At 67.5% G+C, this 22294-nt stretch carries 25 protein-coding genes; 17 read left to right on the top strand and 8 right to left on the bottom strand.

The features are described from left to right. The first annotated feature begins 806 nt into the window (after positions 1-806). Genes ACFYZF_RS27835 through ACFYZF_RS27825 form a run of 3 tightly spaced genes read left to right on the top strand, consistent with a single transcriptional unit; the run spans position 807 to position 4610 of the window. Positions 807-2093, top strand: coding sequence for a hypothetical protein (locus tag ACFYZF_RS27835; protein WP_387025690.1), 1287 nt, complete (start codon positions 807-809; stop codon positions 2091-2093). Next, positions 2086-2643 carry a hypothetical protein gene (locus tag ACFYZF_RS27830; protein WP_387025688.1) on the top strand — a complete coding sequence of 186 codons (558 nt, stop codon included), beginning with the start codon at positions 2086-2088 and terminating at the stop codon, positions 2641-2643. Before ACFYZF_RS27835 ends, ACFYZF_RS27830 begins: the two co-directional genes overlap by 8 nt. Before the next feature lie 26 nt (positions 2644-2669). Then, positions 2670-4610, top strand: a complete 1941-nt coding sequence (locus tag ACFYZF_RS27825; RefSeq protein ID WP_387025686.1) for an AAA family ATPase — start codon at positions 2670-2672, stop codon at positions 4608-4610. Positions 4611-4722: 112 nt separating this feature from the next. Here ACFYZF_RS27825 and ACFYZF_RS27820 read toward each other — a convergent pair whose 3' ends face one another. Both ACFYZF_RS27820 and ACFYZF_RS27815 read right to left on the bottom strand, forming a co-directional pair. Beyond that, entirely contained in the window at positions 4723-4956 is a 234-nt protein-coding gene (locus ACFYZF_RS27820; protein ID WP_387025684.1) for a hypothetical protein, read from the bottom strand. Next, positions 4947-5123 (bottom strand): hypothetical protein, encoded by a 177-nt coding sequence (locus tag ACFYZF_RS27815; protein ID WP_387025682.1) that lies wholly within the window; start codon positions 5121-5123, stop codon positions 4947-4949. The genes ACFYZF_RS27820 and ACFYZF_RS27815 overlap by 10 nt, the downstream gene beginning before the upstream one ends. A 324-nt stretch (positions 5124-5447) precedes the next feature. Between ACFYZF_RS27815 and ACFYZF_RS27810 the strand changes: the two genes are divergently transcribed. Then, positions 5448-5699 carry a GntR family transcriptional regulator gene (locus ACFYZF_RS27810; protein ID WP_387025680.1) on the top strand — a complete coding sequence of 84 codons (252 nt, stop codon included), beginning with the start codon at positions 5448-5450 and terminating at the stop codon, positions 5697-5699. A gap of 13 nt (positions 5700-5712) precedes the next feature. Here ACFYZF_RS27810 and ACFYZF_RS27805 read toward each other — a convergent pair whose 3' ends face one another. Both ACFYZF_RS27805 and ACFYZF_RS27800 read right to left on the bottom strand, forming a co-directional pair. Next, positions 5713-6402: an HAD family hydrolase gene (locus tag ACFYZF_RS27805; protein ID WP_387025678.1), complete on the bottom strand. Its 690-nt coding sequence runs from the start codon at positions 6400-6402 to the stop codon at positions 5713-5715. Beyond that, a complete protein-coding gene (locus ACFYZF_RS27800; RefSeq protein ID WP_387025676.1) occupies positions 6399-7241 on the bottom strand; it encodes a GntR family transcriptional regulator in 843 nt (280 codons plus the stop codon). The genes ACFYZF_RS27805 and ACFYZF_RS27800 overlap by 4 nt, the downstream gene beginning before the upstream one ends. A gap of 136 nt (positions 7242-7377) precedes the next feature. On the opposite strand from ACFYZF_RS27800, the gene ACFYZF_RS27795 reads away from it, so the two are divergent. From ACFYZF_RS27795 to ACFYZF_RS27740, 12 genes are all read left to right on the top strand, one after another. Further along, positions 7378-7779, top strand: coding sequence for a transcriptional regulator (locus ACFYZF_RS27795; RefSeq protein WP_387025674.1), 402 nt, complete (start codon positions 7378-7380; stop codon positions 7777-7779). A 304-nt stretch (positions 7780-8083) separates the two neighbouring features. Beyond that, on the top strand, positions 8084-9676 hold the full coding sequence (locus tag ACFYZF_RS27790; RefSeq protein WP_387025672.1) for an FtsK/SpoIIIE domain-containing protein: 1593 nt from the start codon (positions 8084-8086) through the stop codon (positions 9674-9676). Continuing rightward, entirely contained in the window at positions 9673-9927 is a 255-nt protein-coding gene (locus ACFYZF_RS27785) for a hypothetical protein (protein WP_387025670.1), read from the top strand. Before ACFYZF_RS27790 ends, ACFYZF_RS27785 begins: the two co-directional genes overlap by 4 nt. A 5-nt stretch (positions 9928-9932) precedes the next feature. After that, on the top strand, positions 9933-10124 hold the full coding sequence (locus ACFYZF_RS27780; RefSeq protein WP_387025668.1) for a hypothetical protein: 192 nt from the start codon (positions 9933-9935) through the stop codon (positions 10122-10124). After that, complete coding sequence (locus ACFYZF_RS27775; RefSeq protein WP_387025666.1) at positions 10121-10699, top strand: DUF2637 domain-containing protein; 579 nt, start codon at positions 10121-10123, stop codon at positions 10697-10699. Before ACFYZF_RS27780 ends, ACFYZF_RS27775 begins: the two co-directional genes overlap by 4 nt. Next, a complete protein-coding gene (locus ACFYZF_RS27770; RefSeq protein ID WP_387025664.1) occupies positions 10696-12444 on the top strand; it encodes a replication initiator in 1749 nt (582 codons plus the stop codon). The genes ACFYZF_RS27775 and ACFYZF_RS27770 overlap by 4 nt, the downstream gene beginning before the upstream one ends. Next, the gene (locus tag ACFYZF_RS27765; RefSeq protein WP_018732821.1) at positions 12444-12626 is read left to right on the top strand and encodes a helix-turn-helix domain-containing protein; all 183 of its coding nucleotides are present in this window, start codon (positions 12444-12446) and stop codon (positions 12624-12626) included. Before ACFYZF_RS27770 ends, ACFYZF_RS27765 begins: the two co-directional genes overlap by 1 nt. Further along, positions 12626-13831, top strand: coding sequence for a tyrosine-type recombinase/integrase (locus ACFYZF_RS27760; RefSeq protein WP_387025661.1), 1206 nt, complete (start codon positions 12626-12628; stop codon positions 13829-13831). Before ACFYZF_RS27765 ends, ACFYZF_RS27760 begins: the two co-directional genes overlap by 1 nt. Before the next feature lie 159 nt (positions 13832-13990). Beyond that, a complete protein-coding gene (locus tag ACFYZF_RS27755) occupies positions 13991-14776 on the top strand; it encodes a maleylpyruvate isomerase family mycothiol-dependent enzyme (RefSeq protein WP_387025659.1) in 786 nt (261 codons plus the stop codon). Between the two features lie 599 nt (positions 14777-15375). After that, positions 15376-15594 carry a hypothetical protein gene (locus ACFYZF_RS27750; protein WP_350882678.1) on the top strand — a complete coding sequence of 73 codons (219 nt, stop codon included), beginning with the start codon at positions 15376-15378 and terminating at the stop codon, positions 15592-15594. Between the two features lie 377 nt (positions 15595-15971). After that, positions 15972-16595: a class I SAM-dependent methyltransferase gene (locus ACFYZF_RS27745; RefSeq protein WP_387025658.1), complete on the top strand. Its 624-nt coding sequence runs from the start codon at positions 15972-15974 to the stop codon at positions 16593-16595. Positions 16596-16920: 325 nt separating this feature from the next. Continuing rightward, positions 16921-17484 (top strand): hypothetical protein, encoded by a 564-nt coding sequence (locus ACFYZF_RS27740; RefSeq protein WP_387025656.1) that lies wholly within the window; start codon positions 16921-16923, stop codon positions 17482-17484. A gap of 50 nt (positions 17485-17534) precedes the next feature. Here ACFYZF_RS27740 and ACFYZF_RS27735 read toward each other — a convergent pair whose 3' ends face one another. Beyond that, positions 17535-17906 (bottom strand): DUF4259 domain-containing protein, encoded by a 372-nt coding sequence (locus ACFYZF_RS27735; RefSeq protein WP_387025655.1) that lies wholly within the window; start codon positions 17904-17906, stop codon positions 17535-17537. Between the two features lie 245 nt (positions 17907-18151). On the opposite strand from ACFYZF_RS27735, the gene ACFYZF_RS27730 reads away from it, so the two are divergent. Further along, on the top strand, positions 18152-18526 hold the full coding sequence (locus ACFYZF_RS27730; RefSeq protein ID WP_387025653.1) for a nuclear transport factor 2 family protein: 375 nt from the start codon (positions 18152-18154) through the stop codon (positions 18524-18526). Positions 18527-18549: 23 nt separating this feature from the next. Here ACFYZF_RS27730 and ACFYZF_RS27725 read toward each other — a convergent pair whose 3' ends face one another. The 3 genes from ACFYZF_RS27725 to ACFYZF_RS27715 all read right to left on the bottom strand — a co-directional run bounded on the left by ACFYZF_RS27725 (position 18550) and on the right by ACFYZF_RS27715 (position 22256). Beyond that, positions 18550-20061 carry a SulP family inorganic anion transporter gene (locus ACFYZF_RS27725; RefSeq protein ID WP_387025651.1) on the bottom strand — a complete coding sequence of 504 codons (1512 nt, stop codon included), beginning with the start codon at positions 20059-20061 and terminating at the stop codon, positions 18550-18552. Positions 20062-20293: 232 nt separating this feature from the next. Beyond that, positions 20294-20749 carry a hypothetical protein gene (locus ACFYZF_RS27720; protein ID WP_387025649.1) on the bottom strand — a complete coding sequence of 152 codons (456 nt, stop codon included), beginning with the start codon at positions 20747-20749 and terminating at the stop codon, positions 20294-20296. A 283-nt stretch (positions 20750-21032) separates the two neighbouring features. Beyond that, a complete protein-coding gene (locus ACFYZF_RS27715) occupies positions 21033-22256 on the bottom strand; it encodes a S8 family peptidase (RefSeq protein ID WP_387025647.1) in 1224 nt (407 codons plus the stop codon). Positions 22257-22294 lie beyond the last annotated feature (38 nt).

The following is a 22294-nucleotide window of genomic DNA, read 5'->3' as shown; positions in this document are numbered from 1 at the left end:
CTCATCTGCGGTGGCATCCTGGGGCTCTGTGGCGGCCTGGTCCTCGTTGACGGCGGGAGACATGGGCGAGAGGGCCGGGCACGTCCTGACGGTGGAGTTGCTGCCGCAACCCGGTGACCCGGTGGCAAGCCAGTCCCGGGGTTGGACTGGTGCGGCAGCCGGAAGCCCCAACCACTCGACCAGGCCGACCCGCTGGCTTCCGTCACGGCCTCGCTGGGACTGGTCCTGCCCGTGGTGGGGGGCGGTGTCCCGGCGGCTGTCGGTGGCTCACCGCCCCGGCGCCGTAGGCGGCCGGGGCGGCTTGCCGCCGGCCGGGCTTGCCGCCCCGCACCGCGCGGAGCGCGGTGCCTTGATCCAAAAGAGAGAAATTCGGCAAGTCGATCAATGTGAGCCGACGTGCTCCGCCAGATGCCCACACTCGACTCCGACCTGATGGGTGACATGTTCTGGCTGGCGCGACCCAGGCATCGACGCCAGGGGCTGTCACTCCACTCCAAGGATGAGAGACAGATGCCATCTGTGGGCGAGGCCTTCGAGATCTTGAGGCCTAGAAGACGTCCTGAACACTGGCAACCCTCGCCCCTCCTTGGGGCTCCACACCGTCATTCATGCCGCATACTCCCTGCTCAGCACCCCGAGCGTTGACTACACAAAGATCCTGGCCCTTGCCCTGCACCCGGCCGCCGCTACCTTAAGATGCAAGATTTCGCCAGCGTCAAATAGTTCGTAAAAGGGCCGTATGTATCGGGGTGCAAGAACGGATTGGTGGTAGACACGTAGCGCAACTAGGCCCTAGCGTCCTGTAGGTGCATGAGGAGACCGCGCCGCTGCTTGGCCCCGGTTTGTCCGAGAAGCCGACGGAGGACCGAGGCCACGAGACGGCGAAATGGTACGCGTACCAGTACGCGTGCACGGCTCGGGAGTGCTTCGCGATGCTCACGAAGCCACGCCCATGGGTACTGTGCGAGTGGCATACAGACTACGTCTGTGCTGGCCCAGACGGTGCGCAGCCGCACGTTCTCGTTTCGGTTAAGCATCGAAACCAGGACCAAGGAGCTTGGTCGCTGGCCGACTTGCCGACCAGAGGCGGCTTTAAAGTTCTTTACGAACGTTGGATTGCGAGCGAAAAATCTAACACATGCCTCTGGGTGACAAATAACGGGTTCAAGGTTGGCGAGAATCAAGCGCGGGAGCTATCCAGGATTTTGTCTGCAAAGTCAGATTCTCGCGACGTTGAAGCATTGATGTGGTACGCCAGACACCTGCATTCTGCGATCGGATCTAGCAGCGTTGGCGAGGCTCTTGAATTTCTCTCAGCGTTGACGATGTATAGCACTGGCGGGGATGAGCACAGCATGCGAGCGCTCGTCATCGAAGATACGGTACGCCCCACATTAGCTAGGTTGGGCGTACGCTCCGGATTCGCCAGAGCAGCCTACGACGCGGCTTTCAGCCTTGTGGACGAAGCTGTCCGTGGACTTGACCCTCGTGAGCCGGATATTGATTGGATGGTGGGCAATGACCTTGCTAACCATTCAAAGGGTGTCAGAATGATCACTAAAGCCCGCTTTTTGCGTAGACTTCAGGATAGCGGAATCCCCATAACCAGCGACGCTGTTGATGATCAAAACGCAAGCGGAACAGCGATGTCTCGCAAACTTCGTGCCGGAATGCTTGGGCCGACTGTAGTTTCGGCTGCCCCTCGCCTGCGTCGGCGCTGGTATGAAATTGAGGCCAGCTTCCGTCCTGATGTACCGAGCCCAATTGCCGACGAGGTGGGAAGGGTTCGGGCAGAAATCCTGCACTACGCTTTAACCGCGGAGACACGCACAAGGCGGTCGGAAACTGCATATGGCCCTCAGATGCATTTGGAGCTAAGTCAGTTGATTTCCGCTGCCGACCTAAATCCGAGGATTCCTGTAGGGCTGCCAGAGCTTATGGGCTGCGTCTACCAGTTGACTGATGAATGCCAGATTTGGTGGTCTGACGAGTTCGATCCACAACACGAGGCTCCTTGGACTGCTGAGATTAGGCGCCGGGACCAGCATACGCAGTTATCATTCCCTGTATTTCAAGGCGATAGCTATGCCTGATCTTGAAACGGATTCTGGGATTCACCCTTCGCGTAACTATGGCTTAGATTATCACGCGGCGCGGATTTTGCTCTTAGTGTCGGCGTTTGGTCGCAGTAGGCGCAATGGTGTTGACGGATTGACCAAATTAGCAAAGCTAGACTTCCTTCTCAGGTATCCGGCTATGCTCGAAAGGCTTTCGCTCACTGAAACAAATGAATTTCCTCCTGCGCATCTGCGGGCAAGCGATGATGAGCGACTGGCGGTAGAAAGCCGCATGATTCGGTACAAATATGGACCATGGGATGATAGGTATTACCCTATCCTCGGAATTCTTCTTGGTACTGGTCTCGTGAAAAGCTCAGGGGGAAAGGGAAGGTTGCGGATGTCCGTCACAGGGGACGGAAAACGAGTCGCATCCCAGCTCGCAGCCTTGTCGACCTGGCGACTCACCGCCGAACGTTGTGAATTCATTGCAGCGAATTTCGACACGACCGGAAATCGGCTTAAGGACTTGATCTACGAAAACCTGCCTGATGTAGTTGATCGCCCTCACCGCACCTACATCTGAGTCGGCAAGAGATTGAGGATCGGATAATGGCAGTCCACCTGCAGTTCCATCGCTTAGCCCTTAAGACCGCCCAAGCGACCAGTCGATATGAGTTCAAGTCTGGGCTGAACGTTCTGACTGGAAGCTATAAAACCGGCAAGAGCAGTATGTTGGAGCTCATTAAATTTGCGCTAGGCGCTAAGAATGCCAAGCTGATGACGAAAATCGAAGAAAATCTTCAGAATGTTTCGTTGGACGTGACCATCGGGATGGACCGACTGAACTTTAGTCGCGCAATCGGACAGAACCAGATTACTGTCACTCGCGCGGACGGCTCTACCGATCGATGGACCGCTACGTCGGGTAAAATACCGCGTTCTGGCATTGAGATCCTCAAGCTCCTTAAATTTCCTATCGCACGCCTAAGTAAAAACAGCGAAACAGGTAGCGAGCCTCTAACTTTTTTTGACCTTTTCCGATACGTTTATCTCCCGCAAGATGACGTCAACTCATCGGTTGCCGGGCACGCTGATCCATTTCTGAACAGAAAAAGACGCGCTATCTTTGAGTTGGCTTATGGCCTGTCTGACGAACGTATTCGAGAACTAGAGGTTGATGCTGCAGCTTTGGGTCGGGCGCAAGGAGAGGCGAAGTTGGAGGCGGAAACTGTTCGCCGCTTCCTGTTCAATGTTGGTGCCCCCCACGAGGCTGATTTGGCAGTCGAAGAAGCGGAAGCACGATCCGACCTCGTCGAAGCTGAGAGGCGACTCGAAGAAGCGAAGCGGATGGCCGGCGCAGAAATAAGCGCTGATCAGGAGGGCCTCAGAAAGAGAATCTCGACCCTTAGGACCGCGACGGCAGACGCTGAGGCTGAGCGCACGTTAGCTCAGGTAGCAGTCGACCGAGGTCGCGCCTTGCTCGCGCAGCTTGAGCTTGACGCACTAAGGGCACAACGCGAGGCGGAGGCCCACAATTCAATCTCAGGTCTCGAGTTCGCTGTTTGTCCGCGTTGCCTACAATCCGTGTCGGGTCGTGACCTAGATCCAGGTTTGTGCCTTCTCTGTGTCCAACCGCAGCCCTCTCGCTCTGGATCTAAGCGGCGAAGCGACCACGAAGCATCAGTGAATCGCCTCCTGGCGCAGAAAGAAGAAGCCCGAATCCTACTAAAACAAGATGAGGACTATCTCACGGAGTGGGGGAATCAAGTAAATAGGCTCCGCGAACAGCTTACTGAAGCTGCGGGCGACTTGGAGAGGCAAGCCGACCCTCGGCAGATCTTTCCCAGTATTGACCAAGCAAGCGAAGCTGCGGCTGACCGTGAACGCGCTCGTGCTCGCCTACGTGATATTGAGCGGTTTCGAGATCAGTGGGAACAATATGAAGGGCTTGAGTCTAGAGTGCGCCGCTTTGTCCAGCAATTGGAGGCTAATCGTTCGCAACAGGTATACGAGCGGCGACGGCTTGAGGAGAACAAGTACAGGATTGTCGAGTTGGGCGAGATTTTTGACGAAGAGATTCGAGAGTTGCGGTTCACTGGCTATCAGGAAGCAGGGCTAGACCCTCAAACCTATCTTCCTGTAATCAATGGAGACTCTTTTGATCGCTTAAGTGTCAGCGGAGCCAGCAAGACTCTCGCGAACGACGCCTATTACCTCGCGAATCTGGCATACTCGCTGAGTAGTAGCGAGTACCTCATGCCTGACGTGCTTCTGCTTGACAGCCCTCGTACCAGCCTCGGAAACACTCCGGATGACATAGCTGCCGGACAACGACTATACGAGAGGATGTATCGCCTGTCGCTAGCGTACCCAAGGTGCCAAATTATTGTGGCGGACAACGGGCTCCCTCCACTAGAGCGAGAACTGTCAAAGTCTATGAATCTTATAACTTTGACCTACTCTAAGCCGCTGCTGCAAGATGTCCCCCACCCAGGTCGGGAGGCGGTCATGGAAATGGAGCAAAGTGAGGCGGGGAGGCGGCGGCGATAATTTCCCCTGCTATTCGCGCTTATGCCTTAATCACCTCGATGTGCGCGGGTGGCCGCAGGCGCGATGAGTATACGAATAGTTCTGGCGAAGTATCTGAGCCGGGTCGAAGGTGTCATGTCCTGTTGGCTCGCATCGTTCGTATTCCCGTTCTCTGTACGAATAGGGTCCGTCGTTCAGCGGCGTCTCCCTTGCGGTCGAGTTGGTAGCCGTCGAGCCATACCCAGTGGTCGTAGGTGGGCCAGTCGAGGACACGGATGACGCGGAACATGATGGGGTGGATGAACTGGACGCTTGCGGCTCGGGTGAGGTGGATGACGTCCCCGGCCTTCGGTAGGGTCACAGCCATCGTCCGTTGAGTGCGCGGTATCTGCGCCAGGCCCAGATGCGGGAGCGGGCTGCGACGACCATGGGGCAGAACCCGGTTGATGTGCATTTCCAGCACTTGTTGTGCCGGTGGTAGGCGAGCCAGTAGGCGGCGGACTGGACGAGGAACGGCACCTCTCGGCTGGTCACAGTGGCCTCCGCTCCGGCGAAGAGCGCCACTCGGCACCGAGGGTCGGTGTCGGGTCAATGCTCGTGTGCTGGCTGGTGGGTTCGTTCCAGCCGGGTTGGCGTGCCTGCTGCGGTGGGGGAGCGGCGCCGGCTCGGTCGGGGTAGATGGTGGCGGGGCCGGTCTGGTCGAGCGGGGGCATCGGGGTGGGTAGCCCGAGCCATTTCCTGAGCCGGATGAACATCAGGGCCTCCCTGGTGGGGTCCCCAACCCAGAACCTCAAACGTCTAGAACGTCCAGGACGTACCGTACGACCAAGGCATTTAGGCTGTTTCTAGGTTGGGGGTGTGATTAATCCGCTGTCGCCGACGCCGTTGTATGTGCAGCTCGCCGACCTGCTGACGAAGCGGATCGAGGGCGGCAACCTGGCGTCGGGTCAGACCCTGCCGAGCGAGACGCAGCTTCGGCAGGAGTTCGGTGTCAGTCGGGGCACGGTCCGCGCTGCGGTGGCGCTACTGCGGGAACGGGGGTTGGTCGTGACCATGCCTCAACGCGGTACCTACGTCTCGGCCCAGGATGTGACCGGGGCCGGTTCGTAGCGTCGTCCTGCTTCTACAGCTCGTTGACGGCGAAGGCGGTCACCAGGTCGGCCATGCTGTCGATGACCACGTCTGCGGCGGCCAGTCGTTCGCGTTTTCCGGGCTTGTTGGCGTACCCGATGGCGGCGACCCCGGCGGCGTGGGCGGCTTCGATGTCGCTGGGGGAGTCTCCGACCAGGACGCAGCCGGCCGGGTCGGCACGAAGTTCCCGGATGGCTTCCAAGACTGAGGCCGGGTCGGGCTTCATCCGTTGCGGGTCGGCGGTGGGGCGGCCGATGACCGGGTGTACGTAGCTCGTCAGCCGGCGCACGTTCAGGTAGGTGTGCACCGAGGCGGCGGAGTTGTTGGACACCACCGCTACCCGTCGGCCGGTCTGCTGGGCGGCGACGATGACCTCACGCCCGTACGGGGTGGGCTCGGCGGTGCGTGCCGCAGTGACCTCTTCGCGGGACAGCGCTTCGTCGACCAGGCGGACGACGGCGGGCCGGCCCAGTGTGGCGGTGAACCGTAGGACAGCGAGCGGGTCACGTTCGGCCAGGATGTCCGGCGGCAGGGTGACGGCCTGGTCGACGAGCAGCCGGCGCAGCTCGTGGGCGACGGTCGATGCGGAGTGCTGGGCAAAGACCCTGCACACCGGGCCGTCGAAGTCGAGCAGCACGACGCGGGCGCGGCCGATGACCTCGGTCAGGTTGGTGGGGCTCACGAGGCGTACTCGCGGGAGATGGTGCCCCACATGCTGTCGAACCAGGAGCGGGCCTGCTCGACGTAGAGGGCGTCGTTGGAGTTGTCGTCGTCGCTGGGCGTGAACGGGAACAGGATCGCGTCCTTGCCCATCGCGTCGTAGATCGCCACCGGCTTGCCCTCGATCGAGACGGTGTGCTCAACCACCGGGTAGAAGCCAAAAAACGCTTCCTCTTCGTTGATGATGAACAGCTTGAACAGGGGTGCGGCGCCGTGGACGCGTACCTCTGCGGTGGCGGTCTTGACCAGGCCCAGGTCGGCGAGTTCCTGGACGGCGTCGGTGACGGCGTGGATGGAGCGGTCGGTGATCCGGCGGGCACGGGCGCGGATGGCGGGGTCGTCGGCCTGGTCCTCGGCGCGGCAGGGGATCGCCATCGGCGCGTTCATGTCGGAGATCAGCACCCGCAGCCGGATCGACTCCGGGGTGAGTCGGCCGATGCGGACCTTGTCCAACGTCTCCTGGATCGCGTTGTAGAGCGTCTCCCCGGAGAAGCCGGCGAAGTCGATCGTGACGTTGGGTGCCTCGAAGGCGCGTTCGACGTGGGGGCGTAGTCCGACGGGGCGTTCAGTGTTGGCGCGGACGAAGGTGCCGCTGCCCTGGCGGGTGACGATCAGGCGTTCCTCTTGCAGCTTCCGCAGCGCTGCCTTGATCGTCTCGCGGGCGACGCTGAAGCGTTCGACCAGGTCGTGTTGTGAGGGCAGTTTCTCGCCGGGGGCGAACTTGCCCGTCTTGATCTCAGCCCGGAGTGCGGCGGCGATCTGTTGTGACGGGGTGCGGGGGTCGTCGGGGTCAAGACTCATGCACGCAGAGTACCGCTGACTAGCCAGGCTAGGAAAGCTGCCCAGATTGTGTTGCCATGACTAGCCAAGTTGGTCTACCTTTGATCCACACCGCCTGGCTAGTCAGGATGGTCAGGTGAGATCAGGAGGTTGAGCAATGGCTCTGCGTGGCGGTACGAGGTTCGCCGTGCGTTGTGAGGACGTGTTCCCGGCGGGGTGCGCGTTGGTGCCCGAGTCTCTGGGCGAGGTGGAGGACTACGACGAGAAGACGGGCCGGCGCACCCCGGCGAAGGACAAGCTGACCGGCCAGCGCGTGTGGCAGGTGCGGGTGATGGACCTTGACCCCGAGCTGGGGAAGCGGTCCCGCGAGACGACGGTGAAGATCTCGGCGGACTACCAGCCGGTCCCGCCGACGGGTGCCCCGTTCGAGGGCGTCGAGTTCGACGGCATGACGGTCACGCCGTACGTGGCGAGCAACGGCCGGATGGCGTACTCCCTGCGGGCGATCGCACTGCGTGCCCCGGCGGGCGTGGCCGGCAAGCAAAAGGCGGCTGCGTAACCGCTTTGAGTGTGGGCGGGGCTGTTCGATCTTGGCGGACGGCAGCCCCGCCCTTCTCTGTCTCTTCCCCCTGCTCTGTCGAGAGAGGTAGTGACGTGTCCAAGGGTATGCGTCCGGCTGGCCGTGGCTGGCCTCGGTGTGGTGTGTGTCAGTCCCGATTCGATCCGACCACGGGTGCCGATGGTCGCTGTGACGGCTGCGTCGGGCAGCTCGTCCTTCCGTTCCCTCCGGTCCGGGACGCGTCCGGCCGGTTCGTGTCGCTGCGGGGTGCCAAGTGATCGGGCGGCCTCGCGGCGAAGTGCTGATGACCACGGCCGGGGACCTGATGGTGATCCGGCCCAAGCGTTTCGAGCTGCCGATCTGGGCGGCCGTGCTCGGCCTGGTGTTGCGCTGGTCCTGGCGGGCGCTCTGGTGGTGCCTGCGTCACCCGGTGGCCACGGCCTCGGCGGTTCTGGCGCTCACGCTCTACGTCGAGTTCGGCTGGCCCGGCCTGGTGGTTCCGCTCGTGCTGATGTCGGCGGCCTCGGCGCTGTGGCGTTGGCGGGACGAGTCGTCCTGGTGGGCCTGGCTGGCGGGTCCGCTGCTCGGCTCGTTCCGGCGGGTGTTCGTCTACCGGCGGGTCTGGCGTGAGGCCATGACGCTCTGCGGGCTCGCCGAGACGTACGACCATCGGGGCGTCCTGCCGGAACTGCTGCGGGTCCGCTCGGACCAGGCGCTCGACGTGCTGACGGTCCGCATGGTCCGGGGCCAGACGCCGGAACAGTTCCAGAAGGTCAGTGCCAACCTCGCCTACGCCTTCGGCCGGCGGCACGCCCGGGTCTACTCGGAACGTCTGGGCGACCCGCCGACCCGTACCGGGCGGGGTGCCTGGCTGCTGCGGCTCGTCGACCGGGTGCGGTACCGGGATCGGCCGACGCTGGTCTACCTGGCGCTGGTGCGTACCGATGCGCTGCGGACCGTGGTCCCGCCGTTCCCGGTGCCGGCGGTGCCGGACTTCACCGCGCTGCCGCTGGCTCGGCGTGAGGACCTGCGTACCTGGTCGCTTCACCTGCTCGCCACTCACGTCCTGGTCGGCGGGGCCACCCGTTCCGGTAAGGGCTCGGTGCTCTGGTCGCTCGTCCGGGTCCTCGGCGGCGGGATCGCCTCCGGGCTGGTGCGGCTGTGGGTGATCGACCCCAAGGGCGGAATGGAGTTCGCGCTTGGCAGGCCGATGTTCGCCCGCTTCGCCTGCAAGTCGTTCGAGGCCATGGCGGACCTGCTCGACGAGGCCGTGACCGTCCTGCGCGAGCGTCAGACCCGGCTCGCCGGCACCGTCCGGGTGCACACGCCGACCGAAGCTGACCCCCTGGTCGTGGTCGTCGTCGACGAGATGGCGGCGCTGACGGCGTACCTCCAGGATGTCGACCTGCGGAAGCGCATCGCGGGCTCGCTCGGGCTGCTGCTGTCCCAGGGTGCCGGCGTCGGCGTCCTGGTCGTGGCCGCGCTACAGGACCCGCGCAAGGAAGTGCTGCCGTTCCGGGACCTCTTTCCGACCCGCATCGCGCTCGGGCTGACTGAGGCGTCGCAAGTTGACCTGGTGCTCGGTGAGGGTGCCCGCAACCGGGGTGCCCTGGCCGACCAGATGCCCCGCTGGGCGAAGGGCGTCGGGTACGTCATCCTCGACGGTACCCCCGACCCGATGCGGGTCCGCTTCTCGTACGTCGGCGACGACGACATCCGCGACATGGCGCGGGAGTACCCGGCACCTGTCGATGCAGCGGACATCCTCGCCCAGGTTGGTCGGGAAACCGCCATCGAACCGGTACGCCTTCCGTTGCCGCGCAAGCCGTCCGGGCCGCTGCTGCCCGATGCGCTGCGCAACCTCCTCGACCGGGACGGCGGGGGTGAATCGCGGTGACCATCACCCCGAACGGTCGCCGCTTCTACCGGCTCCGCACTCCCGAACCCGTCACCGCCGTCTCCGTCCGGGTCGACCCCGAACGGCCCGACCCGTACCCGGTCTATTTGGCGGTCGGTGCGGGCCGGCGGCGGATGTCCCTGACCCCCGATGAGGCGTGGGCGCTGTGGCGCTGCCTCTCCGAAGCCGTCGCCGCGCTCGGCACCCCTCCCGACTACATCCGCACCGACATCCGACCGGCCCGGAGGTAACCGTCATGAACCCCCTCACCCGCTTCATCAACCGGCTTCGGCGTCCGCTGCGCATCCGGCTCGTCGGCCCCGCCGACCAGACCGCCGCCGCCCTGCACGGGCTCGCCCACTTCATCCACCGGCGCCGCGACATGGACGGCCGGCGCGTGTGTATCGACCTGACCATCCGCGAGAAGCCGAAGGGGGAGCAGCGATGAGCCAGCGGACCGAATCCGCCGTACGCCTGGTGATCCTGCTCGCGATCGGCACGATGGCCGGCGCGGCTGCCTTCACCCACGTTCACGACCTGTCCGTAGCCCACGGTCAACCGAACTGGATCGGCTGGGCCAACGCCGTTGCCGTCGAACTGATGGCGATCTACCTCGGCCTGGAACTCCGTTCCCGGCGGCGTGCCCGTCGCCCGGTCGGCCTGGTCGCCTCGCTGCTCGTCGCGTTCGCGCTGCTGTCGCTCGCCGCCCAGGTCGCCGAAGCGGAACCCTCGGTGTGGGGATGGACCGTGGCGGCCGTGCCTTCCCTGGCGTTCCTCGCCCTGGTGAAGGTCGTCCTGTCCAACACCCCGGCCACCCCGCCGGCTCACGAACCTGACCAACCCCCGGCCGACCGGTACGAGGTGCCCGAGCAGGCCGCCACCGACCCCGAACCCGAGCGGCCGGCCGACCCCGTGCCGCCGGCTGTCCCGGCTCCTGCGGTCGTCTCCGCCCCGGCGGCCGTGCTGCCCCCGCGTGGCGTCGTCCAGCCCAACCGGCCGCACGTCGTCGGGATCATCCGATGACCGCTGCAACCCTGCCCGGCCTCGAACCCGCCCCGACCCCGGCTGCCGCTCCTCGGCCGGGGTCGCGGGCGGCCCGCATGGCGCTCCCTCGCTCGGTCGACGTGCTCAAGGAGATTGCCGCCGAGTACGGCGTCTGCGTGCGCCCGCTCCCGATGCGCCGCACCGACCTCGACACCGGCCTGACTGAAGTCATCGATCTTCCCTGTGGGGCGACCCGCGAAGACAAGTGCGCCCCGTGCGCCAAGAAGAACCGCCGGCTGCGGCAGGCCCAGATTCGGGAGGGCTGGCACCGCGACGACGAACCGCTACCGCCCCCGGAACCGGCGACGGAGGAACAGAAGGCGCTGATCCTGCTGCGGGGGCACCTTGAGTTCTCCCGTGACGAGGCGTCCCGGGCGTGCCAGTGGGACCAGGTCGCCGACCTCGACGAGGCAATCCAGGAGGTGGAAGAGGCGATTGCCGCCGAAGGGCTCCGGGGACGGGTCGCGCCCCCGCACTCGACCGGCGACGCGGACCAGGACGACGACACCGGCCGGCGCCGCAAGCGGTCGACCAAGCGGCGGCAGGATGCCCCGGAGCTTCCTCGGCGCAAGGTCGAGCGGCGCACTGTCGGCAAGACGTACACCGCCTCGGACGGCTCGACCTACCGGCCGTCGATGTGGCTCACGCTGACGCTCGACTCGTACGGGCCGGTCCGTCCCGACGGCACCCCGGTCAACCCTGACCGGTACGACTACCGGCGTGCGGCCTGGGACGCGGTCCACTTTCCCCGGCTGCTCGATCGGTTCTGGCAGAACCTGCGGCGGTGTGAGGGCTGGAACGTCCAGTACGCCGGCTGCGTCGAGCCGCAACGGCGTCTCGCTCCGCACGCGCACTTCGCCATCCGGGGCACGATTCCCCGCGACACGCTGCGCACCGTGGCGGCGGCGACGTATCACCAGGTGTGGTGGCCGGCGGTCGACGTCCAGCGGTACACCGCCGACCGACCCCCGGTGTGGGACGAGGACGCTTCGGCGTGGGTCGACCCGGACACCCGGTGCCCGTTGACCACCTGGGGCGAAGCGCTCGACGCCATCGACGAGGACCCGGACGCCGAACCGGTACACGTCGCCCGCTTCGGCGCCCAGGTCGACGCGCGCGGCGTCATGCCCGGGACCGCCGACGCGGAACGGACCATCCGGTACGTCACGAAGTACATCACCAAGCACACCGGCGACTGCCACAAGATCACGAGCGGCCGGCAACGGGCACACCTTGACCGGCTGTGGCAGGAACTCCGGGTCACGCCGTGCACTGACCGGTGTGCGAACTGGCTGCTCTACGGCGTCCAGCCGAAGAAGGCGAACGCGAAGCTCAAGCCGGGCCGGTGCAGGGGCAAGGTTCACCAGCGGGACACGCTCGGCATCGGCGGCCGGCGCATCCTCATCTCGCGGGACTGGTCGGGCAAGACGCTCTCCGATCACAAGCACGACGTACGAGCCTGGGTGCGGGCGCTGCTCGGCGTGACGGTCGGCCTTGATGGCGTCGACGACCAGGGCGCCAACGTCGAACCGGTCCGCCACGCCTGGGAGCTGGCCCGACCGGATGACGCCGACGTGCCATCCCTGACACACCGACTCCTCCGCTCGATCGGCGAACGTGCCCGGTGGCGCTCCGAACTCCTCACCGCGAAGGACCGAGCCGCACAGCCACCCGAGAGCGCACCGACGACAGACACAGGCGGCACGACGGGGGAGGGGCTGTAATGGCGAACGAAGGGCTCTGGACGGTTCGGGACGTGTCGGCGTACCTCCGGGTACCGCAGGAGACGCTGTACCGCTGGCGCAAGGTCAAGTACGGTCCGCCGGCGGCTCGGGTCGGTCGACACCTGCGGTACGAGCCGGAAGCGGTCCGGGCGTGGTTCCGTGAGCAGGCAGCAGCGGCCTGATGGCACACGTAGAAGACCGCTGGTACAACGTCGTCCGGCATCCTGGTGGCCGAGCGGAGCGGGTGAAGTCCGAGCGGTTCGGTAAGGGCCTGCGGTACCGCGTCCGCTACATCGGCCCGGACGGCCGGGAACGTAGCCAGTCCTTCCCGGACCGGGCCAAACGAGACGCTGAGGCGTTCCTTGTATCGACCGAGACGGACAAGCTCCGGGGCTCCTACGTCGACCCGGTCGCCGGCCGGCTCACCTTCGGCGAGTACGCCGAGAGCTGGTTACGTACGCGCTCGTTCGACGAGTCGACCCGGGAGAGCGCGGAGTTCCGGGTACGGAAGCACCTGCTGCCGTTCTTCGGCTCTCGGCAACTGGCCTCGATCAAGCCGGGGCACATCCGGGAGTGGGACGCTGGGATGGTCGGCAAGCTGGCTCCGGCGACTCGGGCGGTCGTCTTCGCGCACCTGCGGACAATCCTCGGCGCGGCGGTCGACGACGAACGGATTGCCAAGAATCCGTGTTCGGCAAAGTCGGTCAAGCCTCCGCGACCGGTTCAACGCCGGGTGGTGCCGTGGCGGTACGAACAGGTTTCGGCAATCCGCGGTGGCCTCGCCCAGCGGTACCGCGCGATGGTCGACCTAGGCGCCGGCTGCGGGATGCGACAGGGGGAGATCCTTGGGCTCGGCGTCGACGACATCGACCTTGACGTCGGGTGGGTCCACGTCTCGCGTCAGGTCAAGCTCGTCCGTTCCCGGCTGGTGTTCGGGCTGCCCAAGAATGACCGTGACCGCCGGGTGCCGTTGCCTGACTCCGTCGCCCTGGTGCTGCGGCAGCACATCGACGACTTTGCCCCGGTGTCGCTCACCCTGCCGTGGGAAAACCCGGCCAACGCCGACCGGGTCACGGTGCCGCTGCTGTTCACCACCACCCGGCGCGGTGCGATCAACCGGCGCACCTTCGACGGCAAGAGTTGGCGACCGGCTGTCGTGGCGGCCGGCATCATGCCGACCCGGGCGACCGGCATGCACGCGCTGCGCCACTTCTACGCCTCGTCGCTGCTCGATGCGGGGGAGAGCATCAAGGCCCTGGCGTCGTACCTCGGGCACTCCGACCCGGGCTTCACGCTGCGGGTCTATACCCACCTGATGCCGGCCAGTGAGGAACGTACCCGCCGCGCAATCGATGATCTTTTCCAAGAACCCTCGTCCACAGACTGATCTACGACCTAGTCGAGTAGCGCCGTGCCAGTGGTTTCTCACGTCGCGGATGTCGCTTTCCGCGCGTCAACCGAGGGCACGTATCAGTGCCGGGGCGGCCGGAGCGATCGGTTGCGAAATTCGCTATCCGGTCGTCGGAGCACAGTGGTAGAAAGCCGGGTGCATAAAATTCTCACGTTCTCTGATCATCTGCGGCTGATCAACGAACGGTCGACCGCCTTCCGCGCCGCGGTCGCCGCGGCGCCCCGCCTCGACATGCAGGTTCCGACCCATCCCGAGCGGACGCTGTTCGATCTTGTGCAACACGTGGGCATGGCCCGCCGCAAATCAGCCGCCATCGTCGCCGCAGGGCCGGCAGACGCGCCCCCAGAGAAGTCGGCTTGGGACGACGGCATGGGTGCGCCTCGGGAACGCGAGGCACTGCTGGTCTGGTGGACCGAGTCCATCGAGCAACTGACGAGCGCGCTGCGTGAGGCCGGCCCGGATCGCAGTTGTTGGACGTGGTGGGATGACTCGCCGTCACCGCAAACCTCTGGTGCCTGGGCGCGGCGACAGGTCCCCGAGATCGCGGTGTACACCTACGACGCCCAGCTCACCCTGGGTGCCCCGCAGCCGCTACCAGACGAGGTCGCCCTCGACGGTTTCGACGACTGCCAGTTCACCGTCTGCGCAACCACGGTCGCCTGGCCACACGACCCCGCCATCGTCGATTACCACGCCACCGAGGGCCACTCCTGGCGCCTTCGGCTTTCCCACGACGGGGCACAGGTCGCCCGCTTCACGCCCGCTGCCGGCGAGGATCCCGAAACGGCCGACGCCTCCGCCCGGGGGACGGCAAGCGACCTGGTCCTGTTTTTCTACGGCCGCATACCGCTGGAGTCGCTGAAGTTCGAAGGCGACCGTCGTATCTTCGATCAGCTCGCCGCCTGGGACCCGTCCGTGTGACAACCGACGACATGCGATCTTCGCACCTGCGACGCCTGACGGCCTGGCGACGGCCTACAGCGGCTGTCGCCAGGCTCCGCCCCAGGTCAGCGCGGGTGCGATGTTCATAATCCGGCGTACAGGTCGACTCGTCCGTCGCCCACCAGCTCAGAGCCGTGATCAAGGCTCTGAGCTGTTTCGTGTCCGGGTGTCGGTGACTTCCCGGTGCGAGGCGGTGACGGGGGCATCGTGTTCGAAGCGCGGCGGCGCTCACTCGACGGATTCCTGGAGGGGTGCGACTCCACACGGGCCCACTGCAATTCTGGCAATCCGGATATTGGGGCCACGCGATGCGCTGTCGCGCGGCGCCAGGGCGGGCGTCAGGATGGTGCCCCGCCAGCTTGCAGTTAGTTGCAAAACCCCAGCTCAGAGGCTGCTGACTGTGAATTTTCCGGTCGGGGTGTCAGGTGGGACATTGACTGTTCGTGTTGGGTGGAGAACTCTGCGGCGAAGAAGCCGGGGTGGGTGAGGGGCCGGGGTGCGGATGCGGGGGGCTCGTTCGGGCCGGGGGCCAGGGACACGATCCTGGCGGTCTCGGCGTCTCCTGGTACGGTCGCGAGGTGAACGTCGAGGAGCATTGGTGGAACGGGGAGGCGACGCCGCGGGGACGTCGCGACATCTACATCCGTACTGATGGTCAGCGCTGGGAAGTTCAGGCGCAGATCGGTGGCGCGCAGGGCCGTTCGAAGGTGCTGGAGTGTTCCAGCCGCAGCTCGGCGAGCATCCTCGCTGGGGCTTGGCGCGGGAGCAGCCCGACCTGGCGCGAGCTGCCTCACTGAGTGTCATTTACGTCAAACTGACAGTAGCGGCTGTGGTCGGAGGCCGCACGCGGGGCGGCAGTCCGCAGGCGTGCGGCTGGCCAACTGTGCGGGCACCGGAGCCGGGATCGTTGGCACACCCGAACGGCCGAGGTCGCTATCTGCCGTCTCCGTGAGCCACCGGCAGCGGGCAAACCGGCCCGGGTAGCCCGGGCACAGCCGGATGCGTGAGGGCTATCCCGGCCCAGCAGGTCGGCATGGTGGGTCGGGTGCCGTTGCCGTCCGTGGACGGCGGGCCAGCAGGTCCTCGTGTCCGGTCTCGATGGGGGAGTGGAGGAGCCGAGCCCGTCGCAGAAACCGGATCGGCAGCCGGTATCGGGACTCGTAGTCTCACCAGAATGGGCGACGACGAGCGGGACCTGGTCCGACGAGGTTACGACGTGCTCTCCTACCACTACCGCGCGGACGATGCCGACGACGGCCAGTACGCGCCCTGGCTCGTCGACCTGCACCAGCGCCTGCCGGCCTCGGCGGCGGTCCTCGACCTCGGCTGCGGCTGCGGCGTGCCGGTCGCCCGCTTCCTTGCCCACGCCGGGCACCAGGTCACGGGAGTCGACATCAGCGACGTGCAGGTCGAACGGGCCCGCCGCCTGGTGCCCGCCGCCACCTTCCTGCGCGCGGACGCCACCCAGCTCGACCTGGCACCGGAGTCGTTCGACGCCGTGGTCTGTCTCTACGCCCTCATCCACATGCCCCTGCTCGACCAGCCGCGTCTGGCCGAGCGGATCGCGACGTGGCTACGCCCCGGCGGCTGGCTGCTGGCCACCGTCGGCCACGACGCGTGGACCGGCACCGAGGACGCCTGGCTCGGCGGTCCCGCCGCCATGTGGTGGAGCCAGGCGGACGCTTCCACCTACCGGTCCTGGCTGCGGCGGGCTGGGCTGACGATCACCGCGGAGGAATTCGTCCCCGAGGGCACCAGCGGACACACCCTGTTCTGGGCGCGGCGACCGGTGATCTGATCCGGTGGGCCGGGCGTTCCGCGACCCGGGGCGTCCGCTGCGCGCCCCGCCGGCCTCGGCACGTGACGCGTGATCTCCATCGTGACCTTGGCTGGCGGCAGGGTGGGTGTCGAGTGGTTGTTACGATCTTGCTGTGCCCCACCACCCCACCCCACCAGGCCGAATGCAGTCTGGCCCCTGGCAACCAGTCGACGGGCGAGCCGACCGGCCGGGGCCGGCCGGACACAACCCGTATCCGTACGGATTCCCTCACGCCGGAGCGCCCCCGACCGGTCCCGTTCCGGCGGCGGGCGCCTGGTCGGTCGGCAGGTCGGTCCGGCGGACCATGCTGGTGGTGCTGCTCGGCCCGGCCGTCGTCGGGCTGAGTACCGCCGTCGCGTACGCCACGGTCGGCTGGCCGAAGGCGGTGCCGATCGTCATCGGCCTCGCCCTCTGCGTCGTCTTCGCGTCGGTCGTAGGTGTGCTGCACCGGGCGGCGTGGCTGGCTTTCCTCGCGATGGTTCCCGGCCTGTTCGTCCTCGTGGGGTCGGTGCAGCTCGCCCCCGAGGCGGTGCTGGAGGCGCGCGGCGTCCGTCAGCAGGTGACCATCGTCAACGTCGAGGTCGCCGGTAAGCGACACGCGTTCACCCTCCGGGGCGAGGACGGGCCGCTCGACGAGCCGATGATCTATCGGGGCAGCAACCCGGGCTACCGGACCGGCGACAGCCTGGTCGTGCTCACCGATCCGGACGGGGTGGTCCCGCTCCGGGCCGCCGATCGAGTCGACTCCCATGGGAGGCTGGTGGCGCTGGTCTCCGGTGCAGCGGGCTGGATCGTCATCGCACTGCTCGCTGGCTGGCGCGGGCACGTCCGCCGCCGCAAGGGCCGGTTCGACACCCTGCTCATCTAGCCTGTGCCGGCCACCCACGCCAACCGGTACGCCGGTGAACAGCGATCGCGTCAGCTCTTGCTGATCGCCAGCTCGGCCAACTGGTCGAAGGTGCGTACGAGGACCTCGCGCCGCTGTGCCCGGTACTCCGGGCCGGGCTCCAGGCCGTCGATCGTCTCGTCCCAGACGGCCAGGAACCGGGTCTTCCAGGCGGCGATGGTGGCCGGGTCGGGCAGGATGGCCCCGACGTAGTTCTGCCGCGCGACGAGGTGCAGCAGCTCCAGGTTGCAGGGCACCGCGACGCCCCAGTAGTCGTCCGGCTCGATCCCGGTCGGGTCGCCGGACATCGCCTCGGTGACCTCGGCGATCAGCCGGTTGGTCAGGTCCGTGAGATGGTCGGCCGCCGTGTCGTCGTCGAAGTTCCCGCTGCCCCAGGTTCCCATGCTGTCCGCACCCTCTTCGTTCTCGAATCCGACCGGTATTGAAGCAGGTTGCACCGACGGTTCTCCCGGACGCCGGTTGTCCCGTGCGGCCCGGGCGACTCGCATAGGGTCGTGACGTCGGGGCCCGGCCGTCGTCCCGAACCTTCGGTACGCCGGGGGCGGGCCGGACGACCGGCGGCCGAGCGACGGCGCCTCGGGCAGCGACCGGGCTTGCCGACGAGGTCCGTCCCGAGGAGGATGGCACGATGCCGGACAGCGAACTCGAGGCCGAACTGCTCGACGCCGAGCGCCGGCTTCAGGCCGCCCAACGGGCGGGGGACGTGGCCGCCTTCGACGGGCTGCTCGACGAGCGCCTGATCGCCTTCGGCCCGGACGGGAACAGGTTCACCAAGCAGGACGACCTCAACGCCCACCGTGACCGGACCTCCGTCATCGACGAACTGGTGGAGGAGGAACTGGACCTGATCGTCGAGGGGACGACCGGGGTGACGTTCTTCCTGGGCCGGGTGACGGGGACCTTCGGTGGCGTCCCGGTCACGGCGAGGCTCCGGTACACCAGGACGTGGACGTACGGCGATCGCGGCTGGCGGATCCTGGCGGCCCACATCAGCCCGGCCTGAACGGGCCCGGCCGGCGGGACGGGTCACTCGGTGGCGTCGACCGTCCGGGGCCGGTCGTCCTCGGCCGGGCGCGGCGCGACGATCTGCACGGACACCCCCGCGTTGCCGTTGTGCGTCTCGATCCAGGAGTCCAGCGCCGACCGGCAGGCGAGGTCCACGTGCCGCAGGCCGCGCAGGTCCAGCCGTACGGTCCGGTCGGACGGCAGCCCGTTCAGCGTGGTGAGGATGGTGGGCAGCCGCAGGAACGTCGCGTTCCCGGAGATCGTCACGTTGATCGGCCCAGCCGTGCCGTCCCGCACGGTGACCCGCACGTGGGACGTCTCCCACGCCGTCTTGACGATGGCCAGGCCGAGGCCGACGAGCACGCCGGTGAACATGTCCATGGTGAGGATGGCCGTGGCGGTCACCGCCAGCACCACCACCTCGCCCTGGTGCTGCCCCCGCCACAGCTGCGGCGCTGCCCGCAGCGGCAGTAGCTTCACCCCGGCGTGAACGAGCACGGCCGCGAGCGCGGGCAGCGGGATCAGCCCGAGCAGGCCGGGCGCGGCGGCGGCGAACAGCAACAGCCACACCCCGTGCAGTACCCGGGACGCCTTCGTCCGCGCGCCGGCCCGCACGTTCGCGGAGCTGCGTACGATGACCGCCGTCATCGGCAGCGCGCCCAGCAGGCCGCAGACGGTGTTGCCGGCGCCCTGCGCCACGAGTTCCCTGTCGAAGTCGGTGCGCGGGCCCTGGTGCAGCCGATCGACCGCCGCCGCGCTGAACAGGCTCTCCGCCGAGGCGACCAGGGTGAACGTCGCGATGGTGGCGAGCACGCCGACGTCCGCCAACGTGCCCCAGTGCCCGAGTGAGGGCCGTACCGCCTCGATCAGGCCCTCGACGCTGATCGTGTCCACCGGCAGCCCGAGCACGGCGGTGGCCCCGGCCGTCCCGGCCACGGCGACCAGCGTGCCGGGGACCGTCCCCAGCCGGCCGGGCAGGGCGTCCCAGAGCACCATGACCACGATGGTGGCGACGCCGACGCAGAGCGAGACCTGCGCCGTGGTGGACGTGACGAGGTCGCCCACCAGGCCGGGCAGGCCGGTGAACTTGCCCGGCCCGGTGTGCGGCGTGGCGGCGCCGGCCAGGACGTAGAGCTGCCCGACGATGAGCAGCAGGCCGATGCCGGCGAGCATGCCCTGCACCACGGCCACGGAGATGGCCCGGAACCAGCGGCCGAGCCGCAGCAGCCCGAGGCCGACCTGGAGCAGCCCGGCGACCAGCACGATGGTGCCGAGGCCGGTCAGGCCGTAGCGGTCCACGGCCTCGGCGACCAGCACGGTCAGCCCGGCCGCCGGGCCGCTGACCTGCATGCTGCTGCCGGGCATGAACCCCACGACCAGGCCGCCGACCACGCCGGTGACCAGGCCCAGTTCGGCGGGTACGCCGGAGGCGACGGCGATGCCCACGCAGAGCGGCAACGCGACGAGGAAGACGACGATGGAGGCGGGCAGGTCGGCACGGAGAGTGCGCCAGGGCTGGGCGGGAAACGGCATGGTCCACTCCGGGAGTCGGTGGGCGAGCAACGGAGGCGCGCCACCGTCGGCGTGAGGCCGGGCGCACCGCGGCTTCGGGCGGCGGTGCGGGTCGGTGGGGCGCGCGTGGTCGACGGGGGTGCGGGGGTCGCCCCGGCCGGTCGGGTCTGCGCCGCTGCCGCTCGCCCGCCCGGCAGCGGCTCGGGTAGGCGGTGGGTGGGCGGGTGCGGCCGGGACTCGCGGCGCGCGGCGGTCAGCAGCGCAGGACGCTCGACCGGATCGGGTCGGGGCCCGTGACCGTGCTCAGCGGACGCCCGTCGGCGATGTTGGCCCGGCGCCGTGGCGCGTGGGGTGGCGCGCACGCCTCCTGGCCCACCGGGTCGCGGCGGTCGGTCGTCGGGTTGCTGCGCCCGGAGCGGGTGACCGAGCCGCACGCCTTACCGTCGAAGTCCGCCACCACGGTCCGCTTCGGCGACTGCCCAGCCGGCGCGGCGAGGGTGGTCACGGGGAGGTGTGCTTCGAGCCGTACCGGATCGGCCCGCGAGGCGACGCCGTCCCGGGCCGGCGGATCGGTGCGGTGCGGCGCAGCGCCCGACACCCGGGCGTGGGTCGTGGCGGGTCCGGGGAGCGCCGTGGCGAAGGCGAAGCCGAGATGCAACAGGAGTACGCAGGTGAGCAGCGGGGCGAGGGAGAGAAGTCTGCGCTGCACCGCTCACCCCCAGGCCGTGACGCGTGCCCGCGGGCATTCACCCACGTCATGGGGATCAACCCGCCGTCGGGGGCGTCGGTTACGCCCGTTTCAGCAGGTGAACCGGGGTGCTACGGGGTCGGCGGGTGGACCGGGCTCCCGGGCCGGACCGGGCTCGGCCCAGCACAGACCGCCCCGGTACTCGACCCCGGGCACCGACCGCGCCCGTCCCGGCCTGAGGCCGGACGCGGTGCGGCCCCGGAGCGATCGTGCGCTCCGGGGCCGTACCAGGGGGGTGGGAGGATCAGCTGGTGGGGGAGACGTACAGCAGGCGGTTCGGGGAGCCGGTGCCCGGGCTGGTCACCACGTTCGGGGTGGCGGTGGAGATCAGGTAAGACGCCACCTGGGCCGGGGACCAGGTCGGGTTGTTCTGCAGGACGCGGGCGGCGGCGCCGGCCACGTGCGGCGAGGCCATCGAGGTGCCGCTGATGGTGTTGGTCGCCGTGTTGCTGGTGTACCAGGCGGACAGCACGCCGGTGCCCGGCGCGAAGATGTCCACGCAGGTGCCGTAGTTCGAGTACGACGCGCGGGCGTCGTTGTTCTGCGTCGCGCCGACGGTGATGGCGCTGGCCACGGAGGCCGGCGAGTAGTTGCAGGCGTTGGCGTTGGAGTTACCGGCGGCCACCGCGTAGGTGACGCCGTCGGCGACGGAGTTCGCCACGGCGGTGTTGAGCGACGTGTTGAGGCCGCCGCCGAGGCTCATGTTCGCCACCGCCGGCTGGCCGGCCTGGTGGTTGGAGGTCACCCAGTTGACCCCGGCGATGACGCCGGCGGTGGTGCCGCTGCCGGCGCAGTCGAGCACCCGCACGGCCACCAGCCGGACGTTCTTGGCGACGCCGTAGGTCGAGCCGCCGACGGTGCCGGCGACGTGGGTGCCGTGGCCGTTGCAGTCGGCGGCCGGCAGGGCGTTGTCGACCGCGTCGTAGCCGTCGACGGCCCGCCCGCCGAAGTTGGTGTGGGTGGTCCGGATGCCGGTGTCGACGATGTACGCGGTGACGCCCGACCCGGTGCTGGTGTAGCTGTAGGCGCTGTTCAGCGGCAGGTTGGTCTGGTCGATCCGGTCCAGACCCCACGGCGGGTTGGCCTGGGTGGTCTGGAGGGCGACCTCGTGGTTCTGCTCGACCCAGGCGACCGCCGGGTCGGCGGCCAGCCGCTTGGCGGCGGCCTCGGACAGCCGCGCCTCGAAGCCGTTGAGCGCCTCGCCGTACACCTGGGCGACGTCGCCGCCGTAGCGCTTCGCGAGCTTGTCCGCCGAGCTGGTGACGGCGGCGACCCGGGTGCCGGCCTTGCCGCCGACGGCGGTGTCGTTCAGCACGATGATGTAGCTGGAGGGGACGGCGGTGGCGCCACCGGCGGAGCGGATCTCACCGGTCGTCGGTGCCGCGGTAGCCGGGCCGCCGATCATGGCCGTGGCCATCGCCGATACGGTCAGCACGCCGAGGGCAGCGACCTTGCGGGGGAGCGTCATGTGTCGGTCTCCTCTGTCGTCGACCGCGTCGGAGCTGG

The sequence above is a fragment of the Micromonospora sp. NPDC001898 genome (genome assembly GCF_042891255.1).
In the GTDB taxonomy this organism is placed as follows: Bacteria; Actinomycetota; Actinomycetes; order Mycobacteriales; family Micromonosporaceae; genus Micromonospora.
This window is presented reverse-complemented; position numbering and strand designations above follow the sequence as displayed.

Coding starts and splice junctions, on each gene's coding strand:
- ACFYZF_RS27760 (WP_387025661.1), top strand. CDS start 12,626: ATGGCACACGTAGAAGACCGCTGGTACAACGTCGTCCGGCATCCTGGT.
- ACFYZF_RS27825 (WP_387025686.1), top strand. CDS start 2,670: ATGGCAGTCCACCTGCAGTTCCATCGCTTAGCCCTTAAGACCGCCCAA.
- ACFYZF_RS27745 (WP_387025658.1), top strand. CDS start 15,972: ATGGGCGACGACGAGCGGGACCTGGTCCGACGAGGTTACGACGTGCTC.
- ACFYZF_RS27800 (WP_387025676.1), bottom strand. CDS start 7,241: ATGAGTCTTGACCCCGACGACCCCCGCACCCCGTCACAACAGATCGCC.
- ACFYZF_RS27740 (WP_387025656.1), top strand. CDS start 16,921: ATGCTGGTGGTGCTGCTCGGCCCGGCCGTCGTCGGGCTGAGTACCGCC.
- ACFYZF_RS27765 (WP_018732821.1), top strand. CDS start 12,444: ATGGCGAACGAAGGGCTCTGGACGGTTCGGGACGTGTCGGCGTACCTC.
- ACFYZF_RS27775 (WP_387025666.1), top strand. CDS start 10,121: ATGAGCCAGCGGACCGAATCCGCCGTACGCCTGGTGATCCTGCTCGCG.
- ACFYZF_RS27715 (WP_387025647.1), bottom strand. CDS start 22,256: ATGACGCTCCCCCGCAAGGTCGCTGCCCTCGGCGTGCTGACCGTATCG.
- ACFYZF_RS27780 (WP_387025668.1), top strand. CDS start 9,933: ATGAACCCCCTCACCCGCTTCATCAACCGGCTTCGGCGTCCGCTGCGC.
- ACFYZF_RS27735 (WP_387025655.1), bottom strand. CDS start 17,906: ATGGGAACCTGGGGCAGCGGGAACTTCGACGACGACACGGCGGCCGAC.
- ACFYZF_RS27820 (WP_387025684.1), bottom strand. CDS start 4,956: ATGGCTGTGACCCTACCGAAGGCCGGGGACGTCATCCACCTCACCCGA.
- ACFYZF_RS27770 (WP_387025664.1), top strand. CDS start 10,696: ATGACCGCTGCAACCCTGCCCGGCCTCGAACCCGCCCCGACCCCGGCT.
- ACFYZF_RS27830 (WP_387025688.1), top strand. CDS start 2,086: ATGCCTGATCTTGAAACGGATTCTGGGATTCACCCTTCGCGTAACTAT.
- ACFYZF_RS27730 (WP_387025653.1), top strand. CDS start 18,152: ATGCCGGACAGCGAACTCGAGGCCGAACTGCTCGACGCCGAGCGCCGG.
- ACFYZF_RS27725 (WP_387025651.1), bottom strand. CDS start 20,061: ATGCCGTTTCCCGCCCAGCCCTGGCGCACTCTCCGTGCCGACCTGCCC.
- ACFYZF_RS27790 (WP_387025672.1), top strand. CDS start 8,084: ATGACCACGGCCGGGGACCTGATGGTGATCCGGCCCAAGCGTTTCGAG.
- ACFYZF_RS27795 (WP_387025674.1), top strand. CDS start 7,378: ATGGCTCTGCGTGGCGGTACGAGGTTCGCCGTGCGTTGTGAGGACGTG.